Origin of the sequence: Treponema peruense, from assembly GCF_016117655.1 — a bacterium.
GTDB lineage: Bacteria > Spirochaetota > Spirochaetia > Treponematales > Treponemataceae > Treponema_D > Treponema_D peruense.
Genome location: NZ_CP064936.1, coordinates 2374184 through 2397673, shown reverse-complemented (window position 1 = coordinate 2397673; position 23490 = coordinate 2374184). Strand labels below are relative to the sequence as shown.

22 protein-coding genes are annotated in these 23490 nt (G+C 38.6%); 4 read left to right on the top strand and 18 right to left on the bottom strand.

Annotated elements, in window-relative coordinates; all coding sequences use genetic code 11:
• The first annotated feature begins 68 nt into the window (after window positions 1-68).
• Entirely contained in the window at window positions 69-938 is an 870-nt protein-coding gene (gene trhA / locus IWA51_RS11010; protein ID WP_230402658.1) for a PAQR family membrane homeostasis protein TrhA, read from the top strand.
• 74 nt (window positions 939-1012) lie between these two features.
• On the opposite strand, the gene IWA51_RS11005 is transcribed toward trhA, so the two are convergent.
• The 3 genes from IWA51_RS11005 to IWA51_RS10995 form a co-directional block, all read right to left on the bottom strand.
• Window positions 1013-2191 carry a phosphoglycerate dehydrogenase gene (locus IWA51_RS11005; protein WP_177528356.1) on the bottom strand — a complete coding sequence of 393 codons (1179 nt, stop codon included), beginning with the start codon at window positions 2189-2191 and terminating at the stop codon, window positions 1013-1015.
• Window positions 2192-2218: 27 nt separating this feature from the next.
• Entirely contained in the window at window positions 2219-3319 is a 1101-nt protein-coding gene (gene serC, locus IWA51_RS11000) for a 3-phosphoserine/phosphohydroxythreonine transaminase (protein WP_177528355.1), read from the bottom strand.
• Window positions 3320-3385: 66 nt separating this feature from the next.
• Window positions 3386-3997 carry a redox-sensing transcriptional repressor Rex gene (locus IWA51_RS10995; RefSeq protein WP_198442454.1) on the bottom strand — a complete coding sequence of 204 codons (612 nt, stop codon included), beginning with the start codon at window positions 3995-3997 and terminating at the stop codon, window positions 3386-3388.
• Between the two features lie 299 nt (window positions 3998-4296).
• Here IWA51_RS10995 and IWA51_RS10990 point away from each other — a divergent pair, with 299 nt between their 5' ends.
• Window positions 4297-5304, top strand: coding sequence for an endonuclease/exonuclease/phosphatase family protein (locus IWA51_RS10990; RefSeq protein WP_198442453.1), 1008 nt, complete (start codon window positions 4297-4299; stop codon window positions 5302-5304).
• 7 nt (window positions 5305-5311) lie between these two features.
• On the opposite strand, the gene IWA51_RS10985 is transcribed toward IWA51_RS10990, so the two are convergent.
• The 14 genes from IWA51_RS10985 to add form a co-directional block, all read right to left on the bottom strand.
• Window positions 5312-6466: a DNA adenine methylase gene (locus IWA51_RS10985; protein ID WP_198442452.1), complete on the bottom strand. Its 1155-nt coding sequence runs from the start codon at window positions 6464-6466 to the stop codon at window positions 5312-5314.
• A gap of 9 nt (window positions 6467-6475) precedes the next feature.
• Complete coding sequence (locus IWA51_RS10980) at window positions 6476-6952, bottom strand: hypothetical protein (protein ID WP_198442451.1); 477 nt, start codon at window positions 6950-6952, stop codon at window positions 6476-6478.
• 137 nt (window positions 6953-7089) lie between these two features.
• On the bottom strand, window positions 7090-8751 hold the full coding sequence (locus IWA51_RS10975; RefSeq protein ID WP_198442450.1) for a carbon starvation CstA family protein: 1662 nt from the start codon (window positions 8749-8751) through the stop codon (window positions 7090-7092).
• A 93-nt stretch (window positions 8752-8844) separates the two neighbouring features.
• Complete coding sequence (locus IWA51_RS10970) at window positions 8845-9345, bottom strand: DUF8052 family protein (RefSeq protein WP_198442449.1); 501 nt, start codon at window positions 9343-9345, stop codon at window positions 8845-8847.
• A 200-nt stretch (window positions 9346-9545) separates the two neighbouring features.
• Window positions 9546-12941, bottom strand: a complete 3396-nt coding sequence (locus tag IWA51_RS10965; RefSeq protein ID WP_198442448.1) for a type I restriction endonuclease subunit R — start codon at window positions 12939-12941, stop codon at window positions 9546-9548.
• Window positions 12942-12953: 12 nt separating this feature from the next.
• Window positions 12954-13541 (bottom strand): restriction endonuclease subunit S, encoded by a 588-nt coding sequence (locus IWA51_RS10960; RefSeq protein ID WP_198442447.1) that lies wholly within the window; start codon window positions 13539-13541, stop codon window positions 12954-12956.
• Between the two features lie 48 nt (window positions 13542-13589).
• A complete protein-coding gene (gene xerA, locus IWA51_RS10955; protein ID WP_198442446.1) occupies window positions 13590-14582 on the bottom strand; it encodes a site-specific tyrosine recombinase/integron integrase in 993 nt (330 codons plus the stop codon).
• 33 nt (window positions 14583-14615) lie between these two features.
• A complete protein-coding gene (locus tag IWA51_RS10950; protein ID WP_198442445.1) occupies window positions 14616-14882 on the bottom strand; it encodes a DUF4160 domain-containing protein in 267 nt (88 codons plus the stop codon).
• On the bottom strand, window positions 14883-15194 hold the full coding sequence (locus IWA51_RS10945; protein WP_198442444.1) for a DUF2442 domain-containing protein: 312 nt from the start codon (window positions 15192-15194) through the stop codon (window positions 14883-14885).
• A gap of 87 nt (window positions 15195-15281) precedes the next feature.
• The gene (locus tag IWA51_RS10940) at window positions 15282-16457 is read right to left on the bottom strand and encodes a restriction endonuclease subunit S (RefSeq protein WP_198442443.1); all 1176 of its coding nucleotides are present in this window, start codon (window positions 16455-16457) and stop codon (window positions 15282-15284) included.
• 105 nt (window positions 16458-16562) lie between these two features.
• A complete protein-coding gene (locus IWA51_RS10935) occupies window positions 16563-17897 on the bottom strand; it encodes an RNA-binding domain-containing protein (RefSeq protein ID WP_198442442.1) in 1335 nt (444 codons plus the stop codon).
• Window positions 17898-17939: 42 nt separating this feature from the next.
• Window positions 17940-18170, bottom strand: coding sequence for a virulence RhuM family protein (locus IWA51_RS10930; RefSeq protein WP_198442441.1), 231 nt, complete (start codon window positions 18168-18170; stop codon window positions 17940-17942).
• Between the two features lie 3 nt (window positions 18171-18173).
• A complete protein-coding gene (locus IWA51_RS10925; RefSeq protein WP_198442440.1) occupies window positions 18174-19640 on the bottom strand; it encodes a type I restriction-modification system subunit M in 1467 nt (488 codons plus the stop codon).
• Window positions 19641-19843: 203 nt separating this feature from the next.
• On the bottom strand, window positions 19844-20791 hold the full coding sequence (gene add, locus IWA51_RS10920) for an adenosine deaminase (protein WP_198442439.1): 948 nt from the start codon (window positions 20789-20791) through the stop codon (window positions 19844-19846).
• A gap of 212 nt (window positions 20792-21003) precedes the next feature.
• On the opposite strand from add, the gene pdxS reads away from it, so the two are divergent.
• On the top strand, window positions 21004-21879 hold the full coding sequence (gene pdxS / locus IWA51_RS10915) for a pyridoxal 5'-phosphate synthase lyase subunit PdxS (protein ID WP_198442438.1): 876 nt from the start codon (window positions 21004-21006) through the stop codon (window positions 21877-21879).
• Complete coding sequence (gene pdxT / locus IWA51_RS10910) at window positions 21876-22430, top strand: pyridoxal 5'-phosphate synthase glutaminase subunit PdxT (RefSeq protein WP_198442437.1); 555 nt, start codon at window positions 21876-21878, stop codon at window positions 22428-22430. Before pdxS ends, pdxT begins: the two co-directional genes overlap by 4 nt.
• 145 nt (window positions 22431-22575) lie before the next feature.
• Here pdxT and IWA51_RS10905 read toward each other — a convergent pair whose 3' ends face one another.
• The gene (locus IWA51_RS10905) at window positions 22576-23187 is read right to left on the bottom strand and encodes a formate/nitrite transporter family protein (protein ID WP_177528644.1); all 612 of its coding nucleotides are present in this window, start codon (window positions 23185-23187) and stop codon (window positions 22576-22578) included.
• Between the last annotated feature and the right edge of the window lie 303 nt (window positions 23188-23490).

Below are 23490 nucleotides of genomic sequence, written 5' to 3'. Positions count from 1 at the left end.
CTTGTGGTAACTGAATTTCAGATACTGTATAATAGTAGATATTCAATATTAAGAAACAGGGGAAAATTATGGCTGATATTTCGCTTAGAATCACCAAAAAATCTCTTAAAGCAAAGAGAAAGGCTGCAATAAAAACAATCAAGGCTCAGACAAAAGAAAAAATTCGCGCTATAAAAATGGAATACGCGGTAAACTCTGAGCGCAAAAAGATAAAGGCGGCAGAACGTGCACAGAAGAAAGAACTTCGTATACAGAAGGCAAATGCACGTCTTGCTTACAATGAACGCCAGCCGCGCCAGTATACTTTGGGCGAGGAACTGTTCAATTCAATAAGCCACGGAATAGGTGCGGGACTGAGTGCAGCAGCAATTGTTCTTTTGGTAATACGCGCTGTTTTTCATACTCCGGCTGGAAGCAGTACAGCACTTTATGTAACAAGTTTCAGTATTTTTGGCGCATCACTTTTTATTCTTTATTTAATGTCAACTTTGTACCATGCAATAACTGTTCCGGGAGCAAGAAAGGTATTTTCGGTTCTTGACCACGATGCAATTTATATTCTTATAGCCGGAACCTACACGCCGTTTGTTCTTACAAAAATTCCTTCATCTGCAGGAATCGCAATCTGCGCCAGTGTATGGGGAATTTGCGCGGCACTTATTGCACTGTATTCTGTGTTCAAGTCAAGACTCAGAAGTTTTTCTGTATTTACATATCTTGTTTTGGGCTGGCTTATAATTTCTGTATTTACATTCTATCCGTTGGGAACAGTTCTTTCAAATACTTGCCGCGCAATGCTTTTTGCAGGCGGTGCAGCTTATACAGTTGGCGGCGTTTTCTTCCTTATGCGCAAGTATAAGTGGACTCACAGTATCTTTCATCTTTTTGTTCTTGGCGGAAGTGTGCTTCATTTCTTTGCTGTTTATTTTTCTTTATAAATAAATTGTTTTGAAGAAGATAAAAAAAGTCCCGGCAGCATGCTACCGGGACTTTTTTTTTACCATTTAAGAAATTATGCAAAAATGAGGCGAACCGAAATTACTCCGTCAATCTTCTGGAGTTTTGCTACAGTTTCGTCATCGATTTTTCCGTCTACATCAATAAGGTTGTATGCAAGGTCATTTCTGTTCTGGTTAATCATGGATGCAATGTTGAATTTTGCGTCTCCAAGTACAGAAGTGAATTTTGATACTACACCCGAAACATTCTTGTTGCAGATACAAAGACGTGTTCCGCCAGCAGGAATTTCTGAGTCCAGCTTGCACTTTGGGAAGTTAACACTGTGTTCAATGTTTCCTGCTTCAAGGAAGTCACGCAATTCTTTTACGGCCATTACTGCACAGTTCTCTTCTGCTTCTGGAGTTGAAGCTCCAAGGTGCGGCATACAGATTACTTTGTCATTTCCAAGAAGTTCTTCTGCTGCAAAGTCTGTTACCAGTGCGGCGATTTTTCCGCTGTTGATTGCGGCAAGTACATCTTCGTTGTTTACAAGGCCACCGCGTGCAATGTTTATAATGCGCACACCGTCTTTCATGTTTTTGATTGTGTTTGCGTTAATGAGTCCCTTTGTGTCAGGTGTTTCGGGAACATGTACAGTAATGTAGTCTGACTTTGCAAAAAGCGTGTCCAGGGTTTCTGCGTGTTTTACTTCGTGGTTAAGGCTCCATGCTGCATCTACAGAAAGGAACGGGTCGTATCCTATTACGTTCATTCCGAGTTCAATTGCAGTGTTTGCTACCTGTGCTCCGATTGCACCGAGTCCTATTACACCAAGAGTTTTTCCTTTTACTTCCTGGCCTATAAAATTCTTTTTGCCTTTTTCTGCAAGAGTTGCAATTTCGGCTCCCTTGCCTGCGAGTGTTTCAACCCATTTGTTTGCGGCAATTACAGGACGGCTTGCAATAAGAAGTGAAAGAATTACAAGTTCCTTTACAGCGTTTGAGTTTGCTCCCGGTGTGTTGAATACAACAATTCCTTTCTGTGAAAGATCTTTTACCGGAATATTGTTTACTCCTGCACCGGCTCTTGCTATTGCCTTTACGCTCGGGTCAAGTTCCATTGAAAGCATGTCGTGTGAGCGTACAAGAATTGCGTCCGGTCTTACGATTTCGCTTGCAATTTCATAGTCATCACGCGGAAAGTTGTCGAGTCCTTTTGCGCTTATTCTGTCGAGTGTCTGAATCTTAAACATTTTTTCTGATTCTCCTGAATTTTTGGTTTAGAAATTTTCCTTTGCAAATTTGTCCATAAAGGCAATGAGTGCTTTAACGCCGTCAATTGTCATGGCATTGTAAATTGAAGCCCTCATTCCACCTACGAGACGGTGTCCTGCAAGGTTTACAAGACCTGCTTCTGCGGCTTCCTTTACAAACTTGTCGTTGATAACCTTTGCTTTGTCTGCGTCAGTTTCTTTTGTAAGGAAAGGAATATTCATGAGAGAACGGCTTCCCTTTTCTGCAGTTGCATGGTATACATCGCTTGAGTCAAGGTAATTGTAGAAAAGATTTGCCTTTTCAAGATTGCGCTTGTGCATTGCTTCTACGCCGCCGGTTTTTTCTATCCACTCAAGAACTTTTCCCATTACGTAAATTGTGTAGCATGGCGGAGTGTTGTACATGCTTTCTGCGTCTGCGTGGGTTTTGTACATCATCATTGTAGGTGTTCCCTCGCGCGGTGTTTCTGTAATGAGGTCTTCGCGGATAATAACAAGTGTTACTCCGGCCGGTGCAAGGTTTTTCTGTGCTCCTGCAAAAAGAAGTCCGAACTTGCTTACATCGAGCGGTTCTGACAGAATGCATGAAGAAATGTCTGCAACAAGCGGAATGTTTCCTGTGTCGGGAATGTATTCGTAGTGTGTTCCCATAATTGTGTTGTTAAAGCAGATGTATGCGTAATCGTAGTCACCGCTGATTTTTTCTACTTTGGGAATGTAAGAGAAATTTTTGTCTTCACTTGAAGCGATTGTGTCAACTTTTATTCCAAGGTGGGCAGCTTCTGCGGCAGCTTTTTTTGCCCAGACACCGGTTTTTATGTAAGCGGCTTTTCCTGTGTGTATTCCAAGATTCTGGGCGACCATTGCAAACTGTGTGCTTCCGCCTCCCTGAAGAAAAAGAACCTTGTAGTTGTCAGGAACATTCATAAGCTTGCGTACAAGAGCTTCTGCATTTTCAATGATGGGCTTGTATGCCTTGGAGCGGTGGCTCATTTCCATAACGGACTGGCCTGTTCCCTTGTAGTCGAGCATCTCGGCTGCGCATTCCTTTAATACTTCTTCTGGAAGGCAAGAAGGTCCTGCTGAAAAATTGTAGACTCTGCTCATACTTGTACCCCTTTGTACATTAAACTTTTTGTGGAAGTTCCAGAAATAAAAATCTTTGGCTTCCTTTTATTTTGAACTCTGTGCGCACAGCGTTTCTAGCGCCGTAAGCAGGCAGACGTTTTCTACTTCTACATTGTGCGGAACCGTAAGTACACACGGCGTGTAGTTTACTATTCCTTTTATTCCGCAGGAGGAAAGCCTTGTGGCAATCGGCTGGGCTTCTTCTTTTTCTACGGAAAGAATTGCATATTCTATCTTTTCTGACTGAATGACGCTTTCAAGGATTGTAGTCGGATGAAGCGGAAAAACAGAACGCAGAACTTCGGTGCGGTTTACGTTTGAGTCAAAGCCTGCAACAATTCTGAACTGCGAAGACTGGAGTTCGGTATTGTCAAGAAGAGCCTGTCCCATTCTGCCCAGGCCCACAATGCAACATTTCTGTTCCTGACTGTCGCTGTCCATAAGTTCGTCAAGTGAAGCTTTGAGTTCGCATACTTTGTATCCGTTGCTTGCACCGCAGTGAATGTTAAGGAGAGAAATGTCCCTTCTGACAACAGCCGCAGACCAGCCTGTGAGCGACTCTATTTTTTGGGACGTTATTGTTTTTTCTTCATATTCCGAAAGAAGCCGCTTAAGTAAAACGAGACGCCTTTTGGAAGGTCTTGGTATTTCTTTCATTAACAGGAACTCTTCTTTTGATACATTGTGAAAAAAATCACTTGATTTCACAAACAATAATTCAATTTTATTGCTAAAAATCGGTTTGGTCTATTGAATTTGAACCGTTTTACCGGGGTTTTACAAGGTACGGGCGGTTTTTTAAGAGAAATTTTAAGAAATTCTGCTTTTATTGTGAAATTTATCACTATAAAAACATTGGATTTTTTTTTGATTTTTGGTGAATTTGAAAAATCAGGTTCTATTAATATAAGCGTAGACTCTAAAGATTTACTCATGAACATTTATAGGGGTAGTTGATGAAATATTTTACAAAAGCATTTATTTTTCTGACCGCAGTCCTTGCGTTTTTTTCCTGTTCCGGCGGGAATATCGGCGGTGAATGTAACCGGCAAAAGACTGAAAATGCTGCTTCACTTAGGATTGTAAACTGGAATGTACAGACATTTTTTGACGCACAGTGTGACGGAAGTGAATATTCTGAATTTATAAAAAGCCGGCGATGGGGTGAAGAGCCGTATAAGGAAAGACTCAGGCGGTTGTGCTCTGTTATACGCGAACTTGATGCAGATGTTTTTGTAATGGAAGAGCTGGAAAGCGCTTCTGTTATGCATGACATAAGCAATTTTCTGGCCGGCGAGTGGAATGTAAAAAAGCAGTATCTTTACGGATGCTATGCAAAGAATGAAGGAAGTGCAATCGGCTGCGGTGTTCTTTCGAGAATTCCGCTTGAAAATATGCGCGTTCACAATCTGGATGTGCGTTCTGAAAGTGAAGAAATGCCCAGGTTAAGGCCACTTATAGAAGTAAGCGTTGTCTGCGGGAACTCTGCTCTTGTTCTTCTTGTGAACCACTGGAAAAGCAAGAGCGGCGGCGCGGAAGTTACAGAAAAATGGCGGGTTAGGGAAGAATGCGTTCTTGCAGAAAGAATCTGCGCGCTTTTGGAACAGGATGCGTGTGTTCTTGCACTCGGGGATTTTAACCGCGATATTCTTGAGTTTGAACAGGGATCCGCCGCCGCGGGTGTCAGTTTAAGAACAAATTCGGGCCGCGTTGTACAAATACAGTCGCCGTGGTTTGATGAAGACGGGCTTCTTTTGGAACCGGGAAGTTATTTCTTCAGGGACGAATGGTCCAGAATTGACAATATGTTTGCGGCCGGCGGTGCACGGATTGTCTCTTTTGGGGCAGAATGCAGCGGCCCGTGGTGTGAAGAGATTACTTTTGTTCCAAAGAAATATACGGTCTGGAACGGTGAAGGTTACAGTGACCACCTGCCCGTGTCCTGCGAAGTGGAATTTTACTAGATGTTTTCTAGCGGTTCTTTTTTACCACGTACAGGTATTCCTTTACATGAATGTTTCTTCCCGAAAGATTGCGGCTTGCCCGGTAAGCATTGTAGGGTGACTCAAGCACGGTAACTGTTCCTGCAGATTCCAGAAGTGCTATCATTTCCTGTTCCGGAATAAAGCCTTCATTGTTGAACGAAATAAGAAGATATTTTGCGCGGATATTCTGTACCAGGTCCAGAAAAGTTGCCGCCGCAAAGCGTTTCTTGTTGTAGTCAGAGCGGTTCCAGTCGCGCGGAATTCCCGAAATGCGGCTCATCTTTTCTGCGTCGGGTTTTGTGTAGCCGGCAATGAGATTGAGCATAAAGTAATTTGAACCGTAGGGATGCTGGTTGTAGGGCGGGTCAATGTAGGCAACATCAACTGCGGGACTGTCAGGGCTTTTTACAAGAAGGTTTGCATCACTCTGGAAAATTGTCACGGCACTTTTGTAGCTGCTCAATACCGGCAGTTTAAGTTCAATTTTGCCCTGAATTCTTGAAAGCGCATTCGCCCCGTTACCGCCGAATTTTCCTGTACCGGTGCGGCTGTTTTTGTAAAAGCCCTTGAATACGCCGCCGGTATTTGCATGAACAGAAGCTTCTGCCAGAAGTGGTGCAATAAAATATTTGCGCATCTGTTCAGGAACAATTTTGTCTATGGACTGGCGCATGCAGTCAAGAAAACACGCGTTGTACGGTGTATAAAAGCATCTTTCTTCTTTATGAATGTCGTTCATGTCCTGTGGAGCATAATATTCTGAAATAAATCCCGGCTTTGATTTGAAAGAAGTTTTGTCTTTTGAAAGATGAGAGCTGAGTTCTTTTTCACACATGCTGTTCAGCTGTGCGCGCAGTTCGTCAAGTTCTGCAAGGTTTATGTCTGCCGCATTTGAAAGGTAACACGAGCTTATGATTCCTGCGTAGTCTTCGAGGTCATTTACGTATTGTTTTGTGGAACACCGCTTCATGAAACGCGATACGATTCCGCTTCCGCTAAAGACGTCAAAGGTCGAAAGTCTTTTCCTGCCAAGATCTTCCTGTACAAAAGAAATGCCCTGTCCTATAAAGTCCAGAAGGGCCCTTTTGTTGCCTATGTAGGTTATGAGCTGCTCGGTAAGAAAAGATTTGTTTTCACTCATGAATATTTTTTAAAAAGTGTAGCGGGCGTAAACCTGCTGTATTCCGGCTGTAATCATCATGGAAAGTGTTTGAATTATTTTTTCTTCGGAAGAAAAGTCCAGAACCTGTCCTTCACCGTCGGCTGTTGTTGCAAAAGAAAGCGTGCATGGGACGGCTTTTCCGTCTTCAAGTGCTTTTTTTATTGAAGTGCAGGCAGCAATATATTCTGTTACGTCACAGATATTTTTTTTTGACGGCATCTGCGTAAAAATTGCCTCTGTCATTCCGCGGTAGCCTTCGATTGTGGCCATAAGGGCAGTTTCTATTTTGAGAGCGCGTGTTTCCTGCGGGCAGTTGTCATACATTTTTATTGTTGCTGTCGGAATTGTGTTTTTTGAACCGGCCGCCGCAGAACCTGTTTTGGAAGAGGCAGAAGTTGTTGCGCACGAAGCCGCCGCTACAGAAATCAAAAGTGTAAGAATAAAAAAAGAAAACTTATTTTGCATATCTGGATTTTAGTACATTCGACTCAAATTTTCAACATTCAGAAACGTTCAATTAGTGCGCGTCATAAAAAAACACCCGCTCTGATTTTTACAGAAGCGGGTGTTCGTAAATTGAATTCAGACTTTAACTGAATATTTTACTGTGCGTTGTGTTTGTAACCCTTTGCGATAATTACAGTTGCTTCAACAAGCTGAATAACTGCAAGTGCAAAAAGAACAATTCCTACTACAGCAAGCGGAATAAATCCGTTCGGCTGGAAATTCTTGATAATTATAAGAACAAGGGCTGTGAAGGTAACTGCAAACATTACAATCATAGGAATAATTGTGCTGAAAGAGTGTGTTCCCTTCTTGTACATCCAGGCTGTAATTGCAAGAAGTGCAAGCGCTGCGAGAAGCTGGTTTGCAGAACCGAAAATCGGCCATATTTTCTGGTAACCGGCAACCAAAAAGATAACTGAAACAGCAATTGTAAGACCTGTTGAAATGTACATGTTTGAAGCAACTTTTCTTACGGGGTTTCCTTCAGGAAGTTCACCTGCAAGTTCCTGCATAAGATAGCGTCCGATTCTTGTTGCTGTATCAAGTGAAGTAAGGGCAAAGGCTGAATATGCAAGAATTACGAATACGCGTCCGCCTTCAAGTGGAATTCCGAATGTGTTCATGAATTCAGAAATTCCGCGTGCAAATACAGTAGAAGGAGCTCCAAGTTTTGCTCCTGTTACTGCATCTGTTGCACCATCCTTTGAGAGATAGCAGACTACAATAAGTGTAACAATTGCAAGAAGTCCTTCAACCAGCATTGAACCGTAACCAACCAGTTTGGCATTTGATCTTTTGTCGAGCTGCTTTGAAGTTGTACCTGATGCAATGAGTGAGTGGAATCCTGAAACGGCACCGCAGGCTACAGTTACGAAAAGGAACGGGAAGAGTGAGTTGCCGTTTACATTGAATCCTGCAAAGGGTGTAAGCTGAACAGTAGGATGTTTTATGAAAACACCAAGGATTGCTCCGGCCATCATTGCGTAAAGCAGGAATGAACACAGATAGTCGCGCGGCTGGAGAAGGAGCCATACAGGAAGAACAGATGCTGCGGCAATGTAAATAATAAGAAGAATGCGCCACTGAACTACATTCATCTTGATTACCGGACAGTAGTATCCTATTACAATTGAAGCGCCGATGAGAATTACACCCAGAATTGTGCTGATTGTAAGGTTTGCATGAAGAAATCTTCTGGAGAATCCGAAGAGGACGGCTAGAACGATGAAAAGAATTGAAGCAGTTCCGGCCTGTGCTCCTACAAGAGATGCTGCGTCTGCAGGATTATAGGCAAAGGCTTTTGCGCACATGTCTGTAAAGGCTGCAACTACCAGAGTAAGTGTAATCCATGCGTAGCAGTTAAAAATTGTCTGTGCACGCTTTGAAACATTTGTCTTGATGATTTCACCGACAGATTTTCCGTCGTTATCCAAAGATGCTGCAAGTGCACCAAAGTCATGGACTCCGCCAAAGAATACGGAACCGATGACAATCCACAGGTAAACGGGAACCCATCCGAAAACAGCAGCCAGTGCAGGTCCTGTTATCGGGCCGGCTCCTGCAATTGAAGAGAAGTGATGACCGAATAAGACAGGAGCTTCTGTCGGAACGTAGTCCGTGTTGTCCTGAAAACGGTGTGCCGGAGTTTCGATGTCATTTTTTGTGACACCCCACTTTTTTGCCAGATATCCGCCGTAGCAGATGTAAGCAACCAGGAAAATTACGATTCCTGCGATTAAGAGAACTAAGGAGTTCATGAAAAAACCTCTTTTGGCGGAAACCCGTCGGTAATATATAGAAGAAGTTTCAGAAAATATCAGAATTGAAATTTGCTGAAACTAGTTTCTTGCTTATTTTAAGCGCATGTCGGGAGAAAAGAATTTGCGCTTTTCCCTTGCGTAGACTGAAGAATGAACTTTGCCTGCGTTAAGATCTACAAGAACTGCGCAGCCTTCCGACCATCCCCAGAAACCCATTTTGTAGAGTTTCCTGAACCTGAACTTTTTTACAAGCGATGCCATTTCCTTTGACACAGAGTCATGCACAAGGACAAGAGTTACAATTGTTGACTGATGGTGCCTTGATGGATTTACGGTTTCTTTAAGGATATGTTCAACCTGTTCAAGCTCACACTTAATGTCGTTAATATCCTGTACTTTCCTGACAAGACAGATTTCACGGCTTTCTGTAAAGTCCATTACGTTGTTTTTAAAGATAAAGGTTTGCGTTTCGCGCTTCAGGAATTCAGCCTTTATTTCATATTTGCGGTCAAAAAAAACGGAATTCTTTTCTATATCAAAGTATTTTTCCATTCTCTGGACAAGCAGTTCAACGTAATCGGTGAATTTCATTATAACTTATATTTATGCAGTATAATTAAAGTTTGTCAAGTATTCTGAAGCCGTTTTGTGCAATTACCTTTAATTTTCCGCCGATTGCTAGCTTTTCGCTTTACGCAGTCTTTTTCCTAGTCGAGAATGAACCCTGTTGAAGTTATATAAGCAAAAAGTTTTCATCAAATTTAATAGATAACTCATTCTTCAAATAAATTTTATGCTACTTCCTTGGCATTTTCATTAATGCTTCTTACAAGTGAAAATATTTTATTTTGAGCTTCTGTTCCAAAAATTGTAAAGAATTTTGGTCTATCAAATGGGGCTCTTCCTTTCATCAATGATTCCATATTGATTTCGCCTTGCTCTACAATAATGTCAATTAAGCGTTGCACAAATTCAATTTGCATATTGTTCATATTTGTATCATTGATGAATTCTGCAAAATAGTTATTTATAGCACTTTTATCCATTTTTGTAACACGACGAATAAATACACCGAGAGATTTTCCATCACTTAATTCATTAAACATTTGTTCGTTGCCAAGTTCTTCTTTAAAAATATGATTTAGATTTTCGAAATCTTCTTTTGTTAATGGCTGGTTTGTTCTAAGTTTTGTAATTGCTTTATCATCCATGTGTTCTGAAAGATAGGCATTTACTTTCCTTTTATATTCATCAAAATTATCAGCTGGGGTAGGATTTGCTGCTCCTTCTGGAATATCAACATCATGTATATCGTCATCGAAATTTACAAAGATGTTTTTTTGTGACTGTTTATCTACTGAAAATTGAGCAAGTTCTCTAATTTCTTTTCTGATTTCTTCGTAATCTAGTACATTCAACCCATCATAATAAGAGTTTACTGCCAAATGTTGTAATCGTGGTAAATTATCTCTTACAACTTTAATTGAAGTTTTTGTTAACAATATTTCTGCAACAGTTTTAATTTTTCCACGATAAAACGAAATGGATTTTTCAGAAAGATGTGCTTCCATAATTCCATAGCAAAAATTATCAAAACCTTTTGCATATTGATCTAATTCTTCATTGAATACAAGCGGCGCAATGTGGTCTTCAAGTTCTTTAACATCATCTTCTTCAAGACATTCAAATGCTTTTTCATTTTGATATTTTATTATATATTGTCTAGCTAAAATTGCACTTGTAGAACCTCTTTTTAAATTTTCACTTAAAGGAGCAATTTGTTCCAAACATTCTGATACAAGTTGATTTCTATAATCAATAAATTTTTGATCTGCCCAAGCTGAATCTTGAAGATGTTTTATAACTTTGCATTTATGTGTAAAAATTCTTTCGCTTAAGGCTTTTGCACTAGATCCTTCTATTCCGTTTTTTTGCTCTCTGAAAAATTCAAAATTGCGTAGATAATCAAAAATATAAAAATAATTTTTACCTACATAACTTCCTGTTTCATCTGTACAAATAAGATTTGGAGCAAGACGAGTTCCACGACCAATCATTTGCCAAAACTTAATTTTGCTTCGAATTTTTTTATAAAAAACAAGATTTACAATTTCTGGAATATCAACGCCAGTGTCCAGCATATCAACACTTACAGCAATTTGAAGCTGGGAATCTGATTTTTTAAATTCTTTAATTGTTGATTTTACTTTTGAATCATCACAAACAATTCTTTGACACATTTTGCCTTTGTACTGCGGATAATATTTGTTAAAAACATCTACAATATGTTGTGCATGATTTTTGTTATAAGCAAAAATTATAGTTTTTCCAAGTTTGTCGCCACCATTAATTTTAATACCCTTTTGCATCAAATCTTCAAGAACTTTTCTTGTGGTATCTTCGTTAAATACATATTCATTTATTGCTTTTGGCGGAATTTCTTCAAAAGGCTCATCACCGTTTTCTTCGGCTTCTTGTATCTTTTCTAAATCTTCTTCCGAAAGATTATCAATATTAATCCCTTCATCTAAGAATGTAGAAGTTTTTTCTATAGCGTGATACGGAACAAGATATTCATCAGAAATTGCTGTTTCATATTCATAAACATCAGTTGGAACATCATCTTGTAATTCAAAAAATTCAAATGTACTTGCATCAACACTTTTACGAGGCGTGGCTGTAAGTCCAACAAGGAAAGCATCGAAATATTCAAAAATTGCACGATATTTTTTGAAAATAGAACGGTGGGCTTCATCAATAATGATTAAATCAAAATGTGCCGGTGTAAAAGTTCTGTTTCCGTCTTTGTTTTTTTCTGTGTCTATTGCATTTAGAATTGTTGGATATGTACTAAATACTATACGAGCACCTTTGTTTTGTTCTTTATCTTTTGAATCTAAAAGATTACATATTGTTGTTTCCGGGGAGTTTTCTTTAAATGCGTCATAGGCTTGTTCAACAAGTTGAATACGGTCTGCCAAAAACAAAACATTTGAAACATAATGACCACGGCTTAAAACATCAACAATAGAAATTGCTGTACGTGTTTTTCCTGTTCCCGTTGCCATAACCAAGAGGAACTTTCGGATTTTCTTTTCAATTTCGCTACAAATAGAGCGAATTGCTTTCATCTGATAAGGACGACCAGAAATTTCTGTATTGATTTTTACGGAGCTTAGTGGACTAAGCAAATTTCGCCTATCCATAAGTTTTTGTAAATCGTCCATACTGAATATCATACTAACGGTTCTTGGTGCATATTGGGTATCGTCCCAGAAGAATGTTTCAAAACCATTTGTATAAAAGATAAAAGGACGGCGACCAAATTTTCTCTCCAAACAATCTGCATAAAGAACTGCTTGTTGCTTTCCGACATTTGGATCTTTTGTTGTTTTTTTAGCTTCTATAACTGCAAGTGGAGAACCGTCTTTTCCAAACAGGGCATAATCAATATATCCTTTTTTGCCAGGAATGTTTTCTAAATCATCAACTGGATATTCTTCTACAACTTGAACTTGGTCTATTTTCCAACCTATAAGTTTTAGGTCTTCATCAATAAACATCTTTCGAGTTTGAAATTCGCTTAAATCTTCTAGTTTGAGGTCTGGTTTTGAAACAGGATTTTCTTTTCTATTTTGGATTTCTGCTTTAGCTTCTGCAAGTTGCTTTATCAAATCTGAAATAGTACTATCTTTTTGTTCTATTTCGTCTTTGTATTTTTGGATTTCTTCACGATTTGGCTTTTTTGCAATAACAACTTTATTTACTGGAATAGCATTTATATCGAAAGTTCGCTGTTTATAATCCACCCCATAGGTATAATCCAGCCAATTTAGAAAATTGAACAATGCTTTTAAAGAAAAAAGAGCAAATTTTTTTTCTACGACAACAGTATCGTGAACGCCTTTGTTTCCAATTCTTATGACCACTTGCATATCACTTAGAATATTTGATGGAACTGCATTTACAAAGGTTGGTTCGTGAACTAGCACTTGAATGGAATCGTCATAAGGTTTTCGTAAATCACCATCAACTGAGTACATCCATTTAACAGCTTGTTCTAAAGATTTACGAGCTGCAAAAACTGAAAAAACTGTATTTTTATTGTACTGTCTTTCTGCATCAATGGCTAACTGCGAAAAAGCACTATAATTTTTGTCGTATGTAAGAAAATCAAAATTTGCCAACCTTATGCTCCTCTACATCAAGGTAGTATAGCACAATTTTACGATTGTTTCCATTTCAAATTTTGATTTGTCGATTTGCTGGACGAAAGCGGCGAAGGAGTTTTGGAGTTCAAGTGGAGGAACAGGAATTTGAAGTTTCTTCAAATCTGATATTGAAACATATTTTACGGTAGCTCCATTTGTTTCATTATCAATTTTTGTTTTCAATATACTCTTAAATAGCCAGTCAATGAAAACAGATAAAACCTTATTATGATTTTTAAAAGCTAACCAGGTAATCATACCATCTTGAAAATAGAATTCGTCTTCAGGTTTGATTATATAGCAAAGTCCCAGCGTTCCTCTTGATGTAATTAATATATCATTTACGGAAGGAACAAGTCCCTTTGTCTGAAACTCTTTGAATTTGCTATTTGGAATGAAAAGATCATTTATTGGATTTCCATTAATTCTGGAAACTAAATCTGATATTCGTAAAAAAGGTACTCCAGTTGTACTTTGCTCTTCTGCATAAATCCGTTTGCTTGAAGTTACTGTGCAAATATCTTCTATTTTTTCAATATTCCATTTACCGTTTTCAGTAGAATTATCCCCAAACATCTCGATAAATCGGGATTTTACGATTAGTCGAGATGCTTAAATTTTGTATTAACTCAGATACTTTTTGTGTGAATTTTTTACATTTTGCTGGTCAACTATAGCGTATTCCATCGTTGTATCTATTTTTTGATGCCCCAAAAGCTTCTGAACCTGCTCAATTGGCATGCCTTTATCGATTGCACGGGTAGCCAAAGTACGCCTGAACTTATGTGGATGCACTTTATTTATTTCCAAGCTGCGTCCTAATTTACGAAGCATTATTTCAACACCTGCAATTTCAAGCCTGTTATGAGGTTCAAGCAAACTTACAAATAAAGCCTCATTTTCATCTTTTCTGGAATTCAAATAATTCTGTAAATGCAGCTTTGTTCTAGCATCAAAATATACGATTCTTTCTTTGGAACCTTTACCAAGAACAACACATTCACGATTTGCAAAATCAACATCAGCTCTGTTAAGTTTTACAAGCTCGCCAACACGCATGCCTGTAGAAGCAAGTATATCAATAAGGGCTAAATCACGAATCGTTTTGCAGTTATCCCGGAGTCTTTCCAATGCTTCATCAGAATAAGTCTCCTTTACTTGCTTCATTGTTTTAATCTTATGAATTCTTCTTACGGGACTTTTCAAAATATAGTCTTCGTCTTCAAGCCAAGTAAAAAAGCTGGAAAGAATACGACGGATATTATCAATTGTCTGCTTTGAAGCATTATTTTTCTTTTGGTACTCACTTAAATAAACACGTAAATCTTCTGTTTCTATCTGGTTAAATGGTTTTACAAGCGATTTTATCAGGTTATCTAAAGTTGAACTATAATAGTTTACAGAACGTTCCGAACAACCTTCAACTTGCTTAGCCGAAAGAAATTCTTCTTTCAAAGTTACGTTGTCTTTACCGTGATTCAGTGCTTGAGAATCCAAAGCAACGATATCCAAGTTAAAAAAGCAATGCTCAAGGACTTTACACAGTTTCTGTCTTTGAGCATTGTTCAGTACACCAGACATTTCCATCTGGATTTGATTAATCAATGTCTTTTTCATATAAGCTCCTTAATTTGAGCCTATAATGAATGTTTATTTTAACGGAGAAATTTTCTCAAAATATTCGCCGCTAACTGCAAGATTCCAAGCGGCATAGGCTTCTTCCTCATGTAGCGCAAGCCAACCTGTTACCATCTTTAATTGTCTTGCAGGTAATTTTCCAGCTAATAATTCTCCATCTATGCCAATAGCAGCTTTATATTCGCCATAATAGACATGAACATGAGGCTTATTGTGCTCTTTGTTATCTCGAAAGAGCATGTAAATTGTCATTCCTTCAAAACGGCTTAACTCTGGCATCTAAAACTCCTGCGCATAAACTTCTTTCGTGTATTTATAACTTTCTGAATATAATGTTTCTGGTGCAATATCAATTTCACCATCTAACCAAGATACAAAACCATGCGTTACTTTTGCTGTACGGCGGTTTTCTTCGGATGCAAGAGGCGCAAAGGCTGAACCTTTATCAAGCAGACTTGTAACATCAAAAAGCCGAGTTTCTCCAGTTGAAAAATCTACCAGCATCATTCCGTCATCAAGAATCTTTATAGAGGCAACTTCAATTTCTGGAACTAATTCTCCTGCATAACAAATGCCGTCTTTTATATACATTACAACCTCCTGTTAGTTTATTATACTACGAGAGATAGAATAATTCATCCAAAATATTCGTAGCAGCAAACTGCTTACCGAATTTTGCTACGCAAAATATCGCTGCATAAGCGATTTATACAAAGTCTCCGCTTTTTCCAGAGCCTTCTGCACGGCAAATTTTGATTTGTCGATTTGTTGGACGAAAGCGGCGAAGGAGTTTTGGAGTTCAAGTGGAGGAACAGGAATTTGAAGTTTCTTCAAATCTGATATTGAAACATATTTTACGGTAGCTCCATTTGTTTCATTATCAATTTTTGTTTTCAATATACTCTTAAATAGCCAGTCAATGAAAACAGATAAAACCTTATTATGATTTTTAAAAGCTAACCAGGTAATCATACCATCTTGAAAATAGAATTCGTCTTCAGGTTTGATTATATAGCAAAGTCCCAGCGTTCCTCTTGATGTAATTAATATATCATTTACGGAAGGAACAAGTCCCTTTGTCTGAAACTCTTTGAATTTGCTATTTGGAATGAAAAGATCATTTATTGGATTTCCATTAATTCTGGAAACTAAATCTGATATTCGTAAAAAAGGTACTCCAGTTGTACTTTGCTCTTCTGCATAAATCCGTTTGCTTGAAGTTACTGTGCAAATATCTTCTATTTTTTCAATATTCCATTTACCGTTTTCAGTAGAATTATCCCCAAACATCTCGATAAATCGGGATTTGATTAGAGTGTCGTATTTTTCTAGGGTGGCTTTGCTTTCTGAAATGATTTTTTGCACTTTGTCTAAAACGGCGGCGATTTTTTGTTGTGTTTCAAGTGGAGGAAGTGGGATTGCAAATTGCTTTAATATTCCAAGATTTATATTATTCTGTGCCACTCCTCGTCCAATCCTATTTACTTCATCTTTTATGGATTTTAAATATGAAAACAGATAATTAATATCTAATTGGTTGTTATTTTTTATTTTTAACCCTGCAATAGCTTGGTTTGTTGTGGCATCAATATTTAAAATTGAAACTTCACCAAGAGTTGCAAAAATTGAATATAATAGAGTTCCTTTTGTAAATAATTTTGCAGAAGAATTTTCTAAACCCAATTGAGTTATTAATTCTGATGTTTTAGAGATATATTTATCTGAAAAATCACCAATTTTTACCCATGGTATATTTCCATCTTTCCAATATTCAATTTTACTTCGAGATGGAGTTCCTCCTGATTGTATTTCACACACATCTCCAAGTTTTACCGTTTGCCATTTTCCGTTCATAATTATTTCCCTATCTCCCAGAGATTGCGTTAGCAATCTCGAATCCGTGTGGCAAGTTCTTCCTCAAGTTTTACTGTTTGCCATTTATTTTTCATATTTTCTTCCTTACTCATTATCTTTTACGACCCAATGACCTGATTTACTTGCACCTTCAAAGTAAACAATATCTTTCATCTCTGAAAGTTTTCGTTTTATTGTTGAAAGAGAAAGTTCAAACTTTTTAGAAAGTTCTTCTTTTGTAATTTTTGGATTTTTCTTAATTTCATTTATGATTTTTTCCCTAATTTTTGAATCCTTTTGGGGTTCACTTTGGGGTTCACTTTGGGGTTTACTTTGGGGTTCACTTTCCAACTCAAAGGCAAAAGGGATTGTTACGCGCAAAAAGAAATCTAGAAATTCAAAAGCAGATTTGCCATAGTGCTTTGTTACAAAAGGAACACCATAACCCGTTTGTTCCATCAAATCTAAACGAATAAAAAGTTTTGCAAGTTCTTCGTTTACTGGTTTAGAAACACCAAGAAAAAAATCATCTTTAGAAAGATTTACAGGAAGTCCTCCTGAAGAAATGATTTCTAGTCGATCTGTAAAAATATATATTGCCGGTGGAGTTCCATCTGCCCAATTATTATGCAAACAAGCATTAAACCATGCTTCACGAAAAGCTGTTTTATCAAAAAGAGATATGTCTTTTCTAACGCCTTTTTCAAAACTTATACGAGTTTCATTTATCACATCTGCACAATAATCAAAGGCTTGTTTCATGGCAACAATTAGACATTTTTCTCCATATTCGTTACGCATTACAATTCCATCTGACTTTTCTTTCCCCTTAAAACGAACAACTTTTATAGAAAATTCATTTTTATCTGCTAAAAGTTCTGACATTTTGTTAAAACTTCCACTCTTCGTTAAAAGGTGAAAATTTTGAGCAAATGTATTTTCATTTATAGAAAAACCTTTTTCTGTAAGCAATAATTTTAAATATTGAAATGTCAGAGTTTGTATATTGCTTTCAATTTCTGTGATTTTAACCTTTGAATCAAAATACTTATTCTGAGTTAAAGTTATTTGTTCCTCTGTCATAGAACGAGTTGTAGAACCTATACGTACATAACAACCTTGAGAACTTCTTCCATATTTTTTTATATAATAAAGATTTTCTCCTTTTTTTACATTAATGGTAACAATATGTTTTTGTTCAATAAATTTTGTTCCAAGTTCTACAAAAGAGCGGCAATCTGGTAAAATTTGAAATTCCAAAATATCGGCAATTTTTTTTAAGGTTTTATCTAGATTTGAAACACCTTGAATTTTACCACTGTCATCAACTCCAATATAAATTGTTCCACCATCTGTATTTAAAAAAGCAACAATTTCTTTTGGCAAAGAGTCTGAGAATTTCTGTTTTAATTCTGTTGTTTCAGTTTCTGCAAAAGTCATCTTATTTCCTTACATTTTACCGTTTGCCATTTGCTCTTATAGTTACTTCACGATTTCCTTCAATTTGAACTGTTCGGATAATTTACCTTCTTCAAAAATATGTTTTATGTGCTCACTGATATTTGGTTTTCTTGTTTGATAAAGTTCTGCAAGTTGTGATTGTGCAAGCCAAACCGTTTCATCTTCAAACTTAACATTTATTTGAGTAAGACCAGCTTGAGTTTGATAGATTACAATATCACCTGTAGTTTGATTTGTTATTATTTTATCCATCAATTACTCTCCCAACATTTTTTCTAATTCAGACAAATCATTTGAAATTTCATTTTGCAAGTCTTTTATTTCTTTTATTAAAACACTAGGAGCAGGATATTCTACTTTTTCATAAACAACTTCTTTGTATTTATTTATACTTAAATCATATCCGTTTTCTACAATTTCTGATTTTGGTACGAAGAATGATTGTTCTGTTCGTTTGTGATTTTTTTCTTCTTCAAGATTGTGAAAGCGTTTGATGATATCTGGAATGTCATTTGCTTCAATTGGCTGGCGTTTATCATCAAGCGAGTAGCCGTCTGCTTTCATATCATAGAACCAAACATCATTAGTTCCACCTGCACCTGTTTTTGTGAAAACAAGAATACCAGTACTTACTCCGGCATAAGGCTTAAATACTCCGCTTGGCATACTGATAACTGCTGCAAGCTGATGATTTTCTACCAGCTCTTTACGTAGCGCTTTATGAGCATTGCTTGAACCAAACAAAACTCCATCCGGAACGATACATGCACAGCGGCCACCTTTTTTGAGCATTCGGATAAACAAGGCAACAAAAAGAAGCTCTGTTTTGGTTGTAGAACATACGTTTGTAAGACTTTCTGCGATTGTTGATTTATTTACGCTTCCTGTAAACGGCGGATTTGCAAGAATAATATCGAATTCACCTTCAATTTCGTTATTTTTACTTACGCTGTCCTGATATGCAATGTGCGGTTCGTGGATTGAGTGAAGAAGCAGGTTCATTGCGGAGATTTTGAGCATTGTACTTCCTGTGTCAAAGCCTGTAAGAAGTCCTTTTGAATAATGCTCCCATTCCTTGTCACCCATTTTGTTTCCGTAAGTATCACGGATAAATTCAGCGCTTGAAATAAGGAAGCCGGCTGTACCGCAGGCAGGGTCACAAATTTTATCCATTGGTTGAGGGCGGATAAGCTGAACCATCATATCGCGAATCTGCTTTGGTGTGCGGAACATTCCTACCTGTCCGCTGGAATTCATTTTGCTCAAGACATATTCGTAAATATCACCAAGCATGTCGCGGGTCTGAACTTCTGGATTTTCAAAAAGTTCATCAAGCTTTGTGATTACGGCTTTTAAGGTCTGCGGGCTTGGAATAGAGAATGCTGCATCTTTCATGTAGCGGGCAAATGCGCTTTCTTCGTTTGCGTTGATTTTTTTGATGAATGGGAAAATCTCTTTGTTCATCAAAGTAAAGAGTTCGTTTTCTTCGAATGTCTTAAAAATGTGCCAACGATATTTCTGCTTATCTTCCGGGAAAATGTGTTCTTTTTTTTCACCTGACATTTTTTCGTACTGTTCAGTTTCATTTTCAACTTCATCAAGAGAGTGGATGAACATAAGGTATGAAAACTGTTCGATGACAGTAAGATATTCGCTCATACCTGCACTGAAAAAGTCGTCCCAGATTGAATCTATTTTGTTTTTTATTTCGCCAGTAATCATAATTATTTCCTCAATTTAATGTTATAGCATAAATTCCGTATTTCTTCTATTAGAAAAAATCTTACTTAAACAAGTTACTTAATAACACTTTTTTGATATATAATTATAAGTGAAACAGTAAATTATTAATATCTAAGTCTTTACGATTTAAGGATTTAGATACTGATTAACTTCATAATTAAGTTTTATCCGAGGGGAAGTCTTTACCCTCGTACAAAAGCGCAGTCGCGGGCATTTTGCAGAAGCTGTTCAATTGTTTTGTCGTCCCAACCGAATGCTTCTTTTGCAGCCTGCAGTTCGTGTATTATGTTTGTGTTTGAAACCGACATATTGTCTGAATTTACAGTGACAATTATTCCGGAGCGCATGAGTTTTGGAACGGGCATTTCTTTTACTGAAGGCGCAACGCAGGTATTAATGTTGCTGGTTGGGCACCATTCAACCGGAATTTTTTTCTTTGCAAGAAGTTCCATGACTTTTTCATCACGGGCCGCGTTTATTCCGTGTCCAATGCGTGAAGCCCCCATTTCTACAGCCGCCGCCACACTTTCGGGACCGCATGCTTCTCCTGCATGTATTGTAAACGGAACTTCAAGTTTTCTGGCAAGGGCAAATACATCTGCAAAATTTTGTGTAGGAAAGAGCGCTTCTGCTCCGGCAAGGTCACAGGCACAGACATTTTTGCCAAGATATTTTTTTGTAAGTTCCACGGTTCTGATATTCTGCGCGCGGTTTTTGTCTCCTCTCATGCAGCATAAAATAAGTGACGCGTTAAAGTGCGAGTTTTTTATTCCGGATGAGGCCGCTTCAATGACGTCTTCCTGTACCAGACCTTTTTCGCAGTGTTTTTGCGGCGCGAATCTGAGTTCAGCATAGGAAAGTCCCAGCTGTTTTAATTCAAGGCAGAGCGTCTCTACGGCAGACTCAATGCATTTTTGTGTCTGCATAAGCGAGCAGGGCAGGTCAAAGCGTGAAAGGTATTCGTTAAGGCTGCGACATCCCGGCGGACACATGAGCGCATTTTTTAAGTCCTCGTCCTTTTCGGGAACGGGAATTCCTGAAAGCTGTGAAAGTTTTCTTGCAGATGCAGGCGAAACCGAACCGTCTATGTGCAGGTGAAGTTCAATGAGATTTTTGAATTTGCTGTTCATTCTTCTATTATATCACGTTTATCTGTAACACGCTTAATGGAATATGGGTGTTTTTAAGGGCTGGTCTGTGGCTGTCACAAACTGGCACCCTGTTTTTGCACAAACTGGCACCCTCAAAAAAAATTGAATTGAATCTTTAACGGCAGCGCCAAATAGTTTACGCTCTAAAAAAAATATGGCAGCTACTGTAACAAGGCTGTCTGGAGGAAAATATGGCAGAACAGAGATATGAACTTAACAAACAGCTGGCCCAGATGCTTAAGGGCGGTGTTATAATGGATGTAACTACACCGGAACAGGCAAAAATTGCAGAAGAAGCAGGTGCGTGTGCGGTTATGGCACTTGAGCGCATTCCTGCAGATATACGTGCAGCTGGCGGTGTTTCAAGAATGAGTGACCCCAAAATGATTAAGGGAATTCAGCAGGCCGTTTCCATTCCGGTTATGGCAAAGTGCCGCATAGGACATTTTGTAGAAGCACAGATTCTTGAAGCAATTGAAATTGACTACATTGACGAAAGTGAAGTTCTTTCTCCTGCTGACGATATTTACCACATCAACAAGAATGAATTCAAAGTTCCGTTTGTGTGCGGTGCAAAAGATTTGGGTGAAGCCCTCAGAAGAATAAGTGAAGGTGCTTCCATGATAAGAACAAAGGGTGAACCGGGAACAGGTGATGTTGTTCAGGCTGTAAGACACATGCGCAAAATGAATGCAGATATAGCCCGCCTGGGTTCAATGAGATCTGACGAACTTTTCCAGGCTGCAAAGGAACTGGGTGTTCCGTACGAACTTGTGCGTTTTGTACATGACAACAAAAAGCTGCCGGTTGTAAATTTTGCTGCGGGCGGTGTTGCGACTCCGGCAGATGCGGCTCTTATGATGCAGCTCGGTGCAGAAGGCGTGTTTGTCGGTTCCGGAATATTCAAGTCTGGCAATCCAAAAAAGCGTGCGGCTGCAATCGTTAAGGCTGTAACAAACTTTACTGATGCAAAACTTATTGCAGAACTTTCTGAAGATTTGGGTGAAGCAATGGTTGGAATCAACGAAGACGAAATTGCCCTTCTTATGGCGGAGCGCGGAAAATGAGAGTTGCAGTGCTTGCCCTTCAGGGGGCTTTTATAGAGCACGAGGCCGTATGCAAAAGGCTTGGCACGGAATGCATTGAACTGAGGGAAAAGTCCGATTTGGACAAAAACTTTGACTATCTGATTCTTCCTGGAGGAGAAAGCACCGTTCAGGGCAAGCTTCTAAGGGAACTGGATATGTTTGAAGGGTTAAAGAAAAGAATTCAGGACGGAATGCCTGTTCTTGCAACATGCGCAGGGCTTATTCTTCTTGCACAGCACAGTGACGACGGCAGAACCAATTTTGCCACGCTTCCTGTAAGTGTAAAAAGAAATGCTTACGGCCGCCAGCTGGGAAGTTTTTATACATCAGGTGATTTTGCCGGAATCGGTAATGTGCCCATGACATTTATACGTGCACCTGCAATAGAAAGTGTGTCGCCTGACGTGCAGATTCTTGCGCGGCATGAAAATACAATTGTAGCCGTAAAATACAAAAACCAGCTGGCAATGGCTTTTCATCCAGAGCTGGGCGGTGACGACCGCATACACAAAATGTTCCTTGAAATTTAACGATTGAGCAAGTATCAACTTGCGATTGAGTTAAATTAGTGCGCGAGAGCGCACGCGTAAATAAAGACAGTTGCGGAGCAACTGAAGTTTTCAAGAACGGTGGAATCTCCGCCGTTCTTGAAATACGTTCCTTATTTATACGCATTTAGCGCTCTTTGATTAACAGGGGGAAAATCATTCCGCCGGCGGCATTTCCAAGAATTACCACGGTTGTAAGGGCTGCATTTGCAAGAGTAAATGTATGTTCCCCAAGGGCTGCTCCGTTATAAAAAGAGTTTGCAATGGAGTGGTCAAAGCCGCACATTATGAAAACCGGAATGTAAATAAACACGCCAATTTTTTTGCCGCGCTTCCATGTGTCAACGGCAAGATACATGAGTATTCCGCAGAAAACGGCAGAAATAAAACTTTTTACAAGTGAACAGTTTAGTTTTGCTTCGTAAATTTTTTTTGCAGCCCCGCTTACTACAGGAAAATATCTGCCTACAAGAATTCCCATTAAAAAAGAGGTAAGAAGATTTACCAGTAAAATTCTAAGTACAAGAAGAATGTAGCGTGTGTCTTTAAAATTGCATGCTATGTAACCGACTTTTCCTGTGTAAAGGTTGAACTGATATTCGCAGATTGTAAAAAGTCCCGCAGAAAACAGAATTGAACCGAACCAGCCCAGTCCGTATTCATTGCACGTAAGGTAGACGCAACCGCCGATTGTAATAAGCAGTCCCGACGCCACAGATTTTTTTATCTCAGAAAACATAATGCCGAGAGTGTAACATAAATGCACAATAAAAAAAAGCCGTGCGTTTACGCTTGTCCGCGGAGCGTGAATCCGCCGGGAATAGAAGTGGGTGATCTTTGTATTTTAATAGAAGAACTTTGCAAAGATTTTACTGAACGCACAAAAATTGAATTATTGGCAGCGGGTTATTTTGTCTGGAAAGGTTTGTCAAAAGTTACTTTTTTGATTAAAGAAAGGCATTAATTTTCAAAAAATGAAAAAAAAAGTTTGACATCCTGCATAAATGTGCTAGAATTATTAGTAATTGGAAACGTTTCCAGT

Excerpts from the sequence above, each read along its gene's own strand:
- trhA (WP_230402658.1), top strand. The coding sequence starts at position 69 with ATGGCTGATATTTCGCTTAGAATCACCAAAAAATCTCTTAAAGCAAAG.
- IWA51_RS11005 (WP_177528356.1), bottom strand. The coding sequence starts at position 2,191 with ATGTTTAAGATTCAGACACTCGACAGAATAAGCGCAAAAGGACTCGAC.
- serC (WP_177528355.1), bottom strand. The coding sequence starts at position 3,319 with ATGAGCAGAGTCTACAATTTTTCAGCAGGACCTTCTTGCCTTCCAGAA.
- IWA51_RS10995 (WP_198442454.1), bottom strand. The coding sequence starts at position 3,997 with ATGAAAGAAATACCAAGACCTTCCAAAAGGCGTCTCGTTTTACTTAAG.
- IWA51_RS10990 (WP_198442453.1), top strand. The coding sequence starts at position 4,297 with ATGAAATATTTTACAAAAGCATTTATTTTTCTGACCGCAGTCCTTGCG.
- IWA51_RS10985 (WP_198442452.1), bottom strand. The coding sequence starts at position 6,466 with ATGAGTGAAAACAAATCTTTTCTTACCGAGCAGCTCATAACCTACATA.
- IWA51_RS10980 (WP_198442451.1), bottom strand. The coding sequence starts at position 6,952 with ATGCAAAATAAGTTTTCTTTTTTTATTCTTACACTTTTGATTTCTGTA.
- IWA51_RS10975 (WP_198442450.1), bottom strand. The coding sequence starts at position 8,751 with ATGAACTCCTTAGTTCTCTTAATCGCAGGAATCGTAATTTTCCTGGTT.
- IWA51_RS10970 (WP_198442449.1), bottom strand. The coding sequence starts at position 9,345 with ATGAAATTCACCGATTACGTTGAACTGCTTGTCCAGAGAATGGAAAAA.
- IWA51_RS10960 (WP_198442447.1), bottom strand. The coding sequence starts at position 13,541 with ATGTTTGGGGATAATTCTACTGAAAACGGTAAATGGAATATTGAAAAA.
- xerA (WP_198442446.1), bottom strand. The coding sequence starts at position 14,582 with ATGAAAAAGACATTGATTAATCAAATCCAGATGGAAATGTCTGGTGTA.
- IWA51_RS10950 (WP_198442445.1), bottom strand. The coding sequence starts at position 14,882 with ATGCCAGAGTTAAGCCGTTTTGAAGGAATGACAATTTACATGCTCTTT.
- IWA51_RS10945 (WP_198442444.1), bottom strand. The coding sequence starts at position 15,194 with ATGTATATAAAAGACGGCATTTGTTATGCAGGAGAATTAGTTCCAGAA.
- IWA51_RS10940 (WP_198442443.1), bottom strand. The coding sequence starts at position 16,457 with ATGAACGGAAAATGGCAAACGGTAAAACTTGGAGATGTGTGTGAAATA.
- IWA51_RS10935 (WP_198442442.1), bottom strand. The coding sequence starts at position 17,897 with ATGACTTTTGCAGAAACTGAAACAACAGAATTAAAACAGAAATTCTCA.
- IWA51_RS10930 (WP_198442441.1), bottom strand. The coding sequence starts at position 18,170 with ATGGATAAAATAATAACAAATCAAACTACAGGTGATATTGTAATCTAT.
- IWA51_RS10925 (WP_198442440.1), bottom strand. The coding sequence starts at position 19,640 with ATGATTACTGGCGAAATAAAAAACAAAATAGATTCAATCTGGGACGAC.
- add (WP_198442439.1), bottom strand. The coding sequence starts at position 20,791 with ATGAACAGCAAATTCAAAAATCTCATTGAACTTCACCTGCACATAGAC.
- pdxS (WP_198442438.1), top strand. The coding sequence starts at position 21,004 with ATGGCAGAACAGAGATATGAACTTAACAAACAGCTGGCCCAGATGCTT.
- pdxT (WP_198442437.1), top strand. The coding sequence starts at position 21,876 with ATGAGAGTTGCAGTGCTTGCCCTTCAGGGGGCTTTTATAGAGCACGAG.
- IWA51_RS10905 (WP_177528644.1), bottom strand. The coding sequence starts at position 23,187 with ATGTTTTCTGAGATAAAAAAATCTGTGGCGTCGGGACTGCTTATTACA.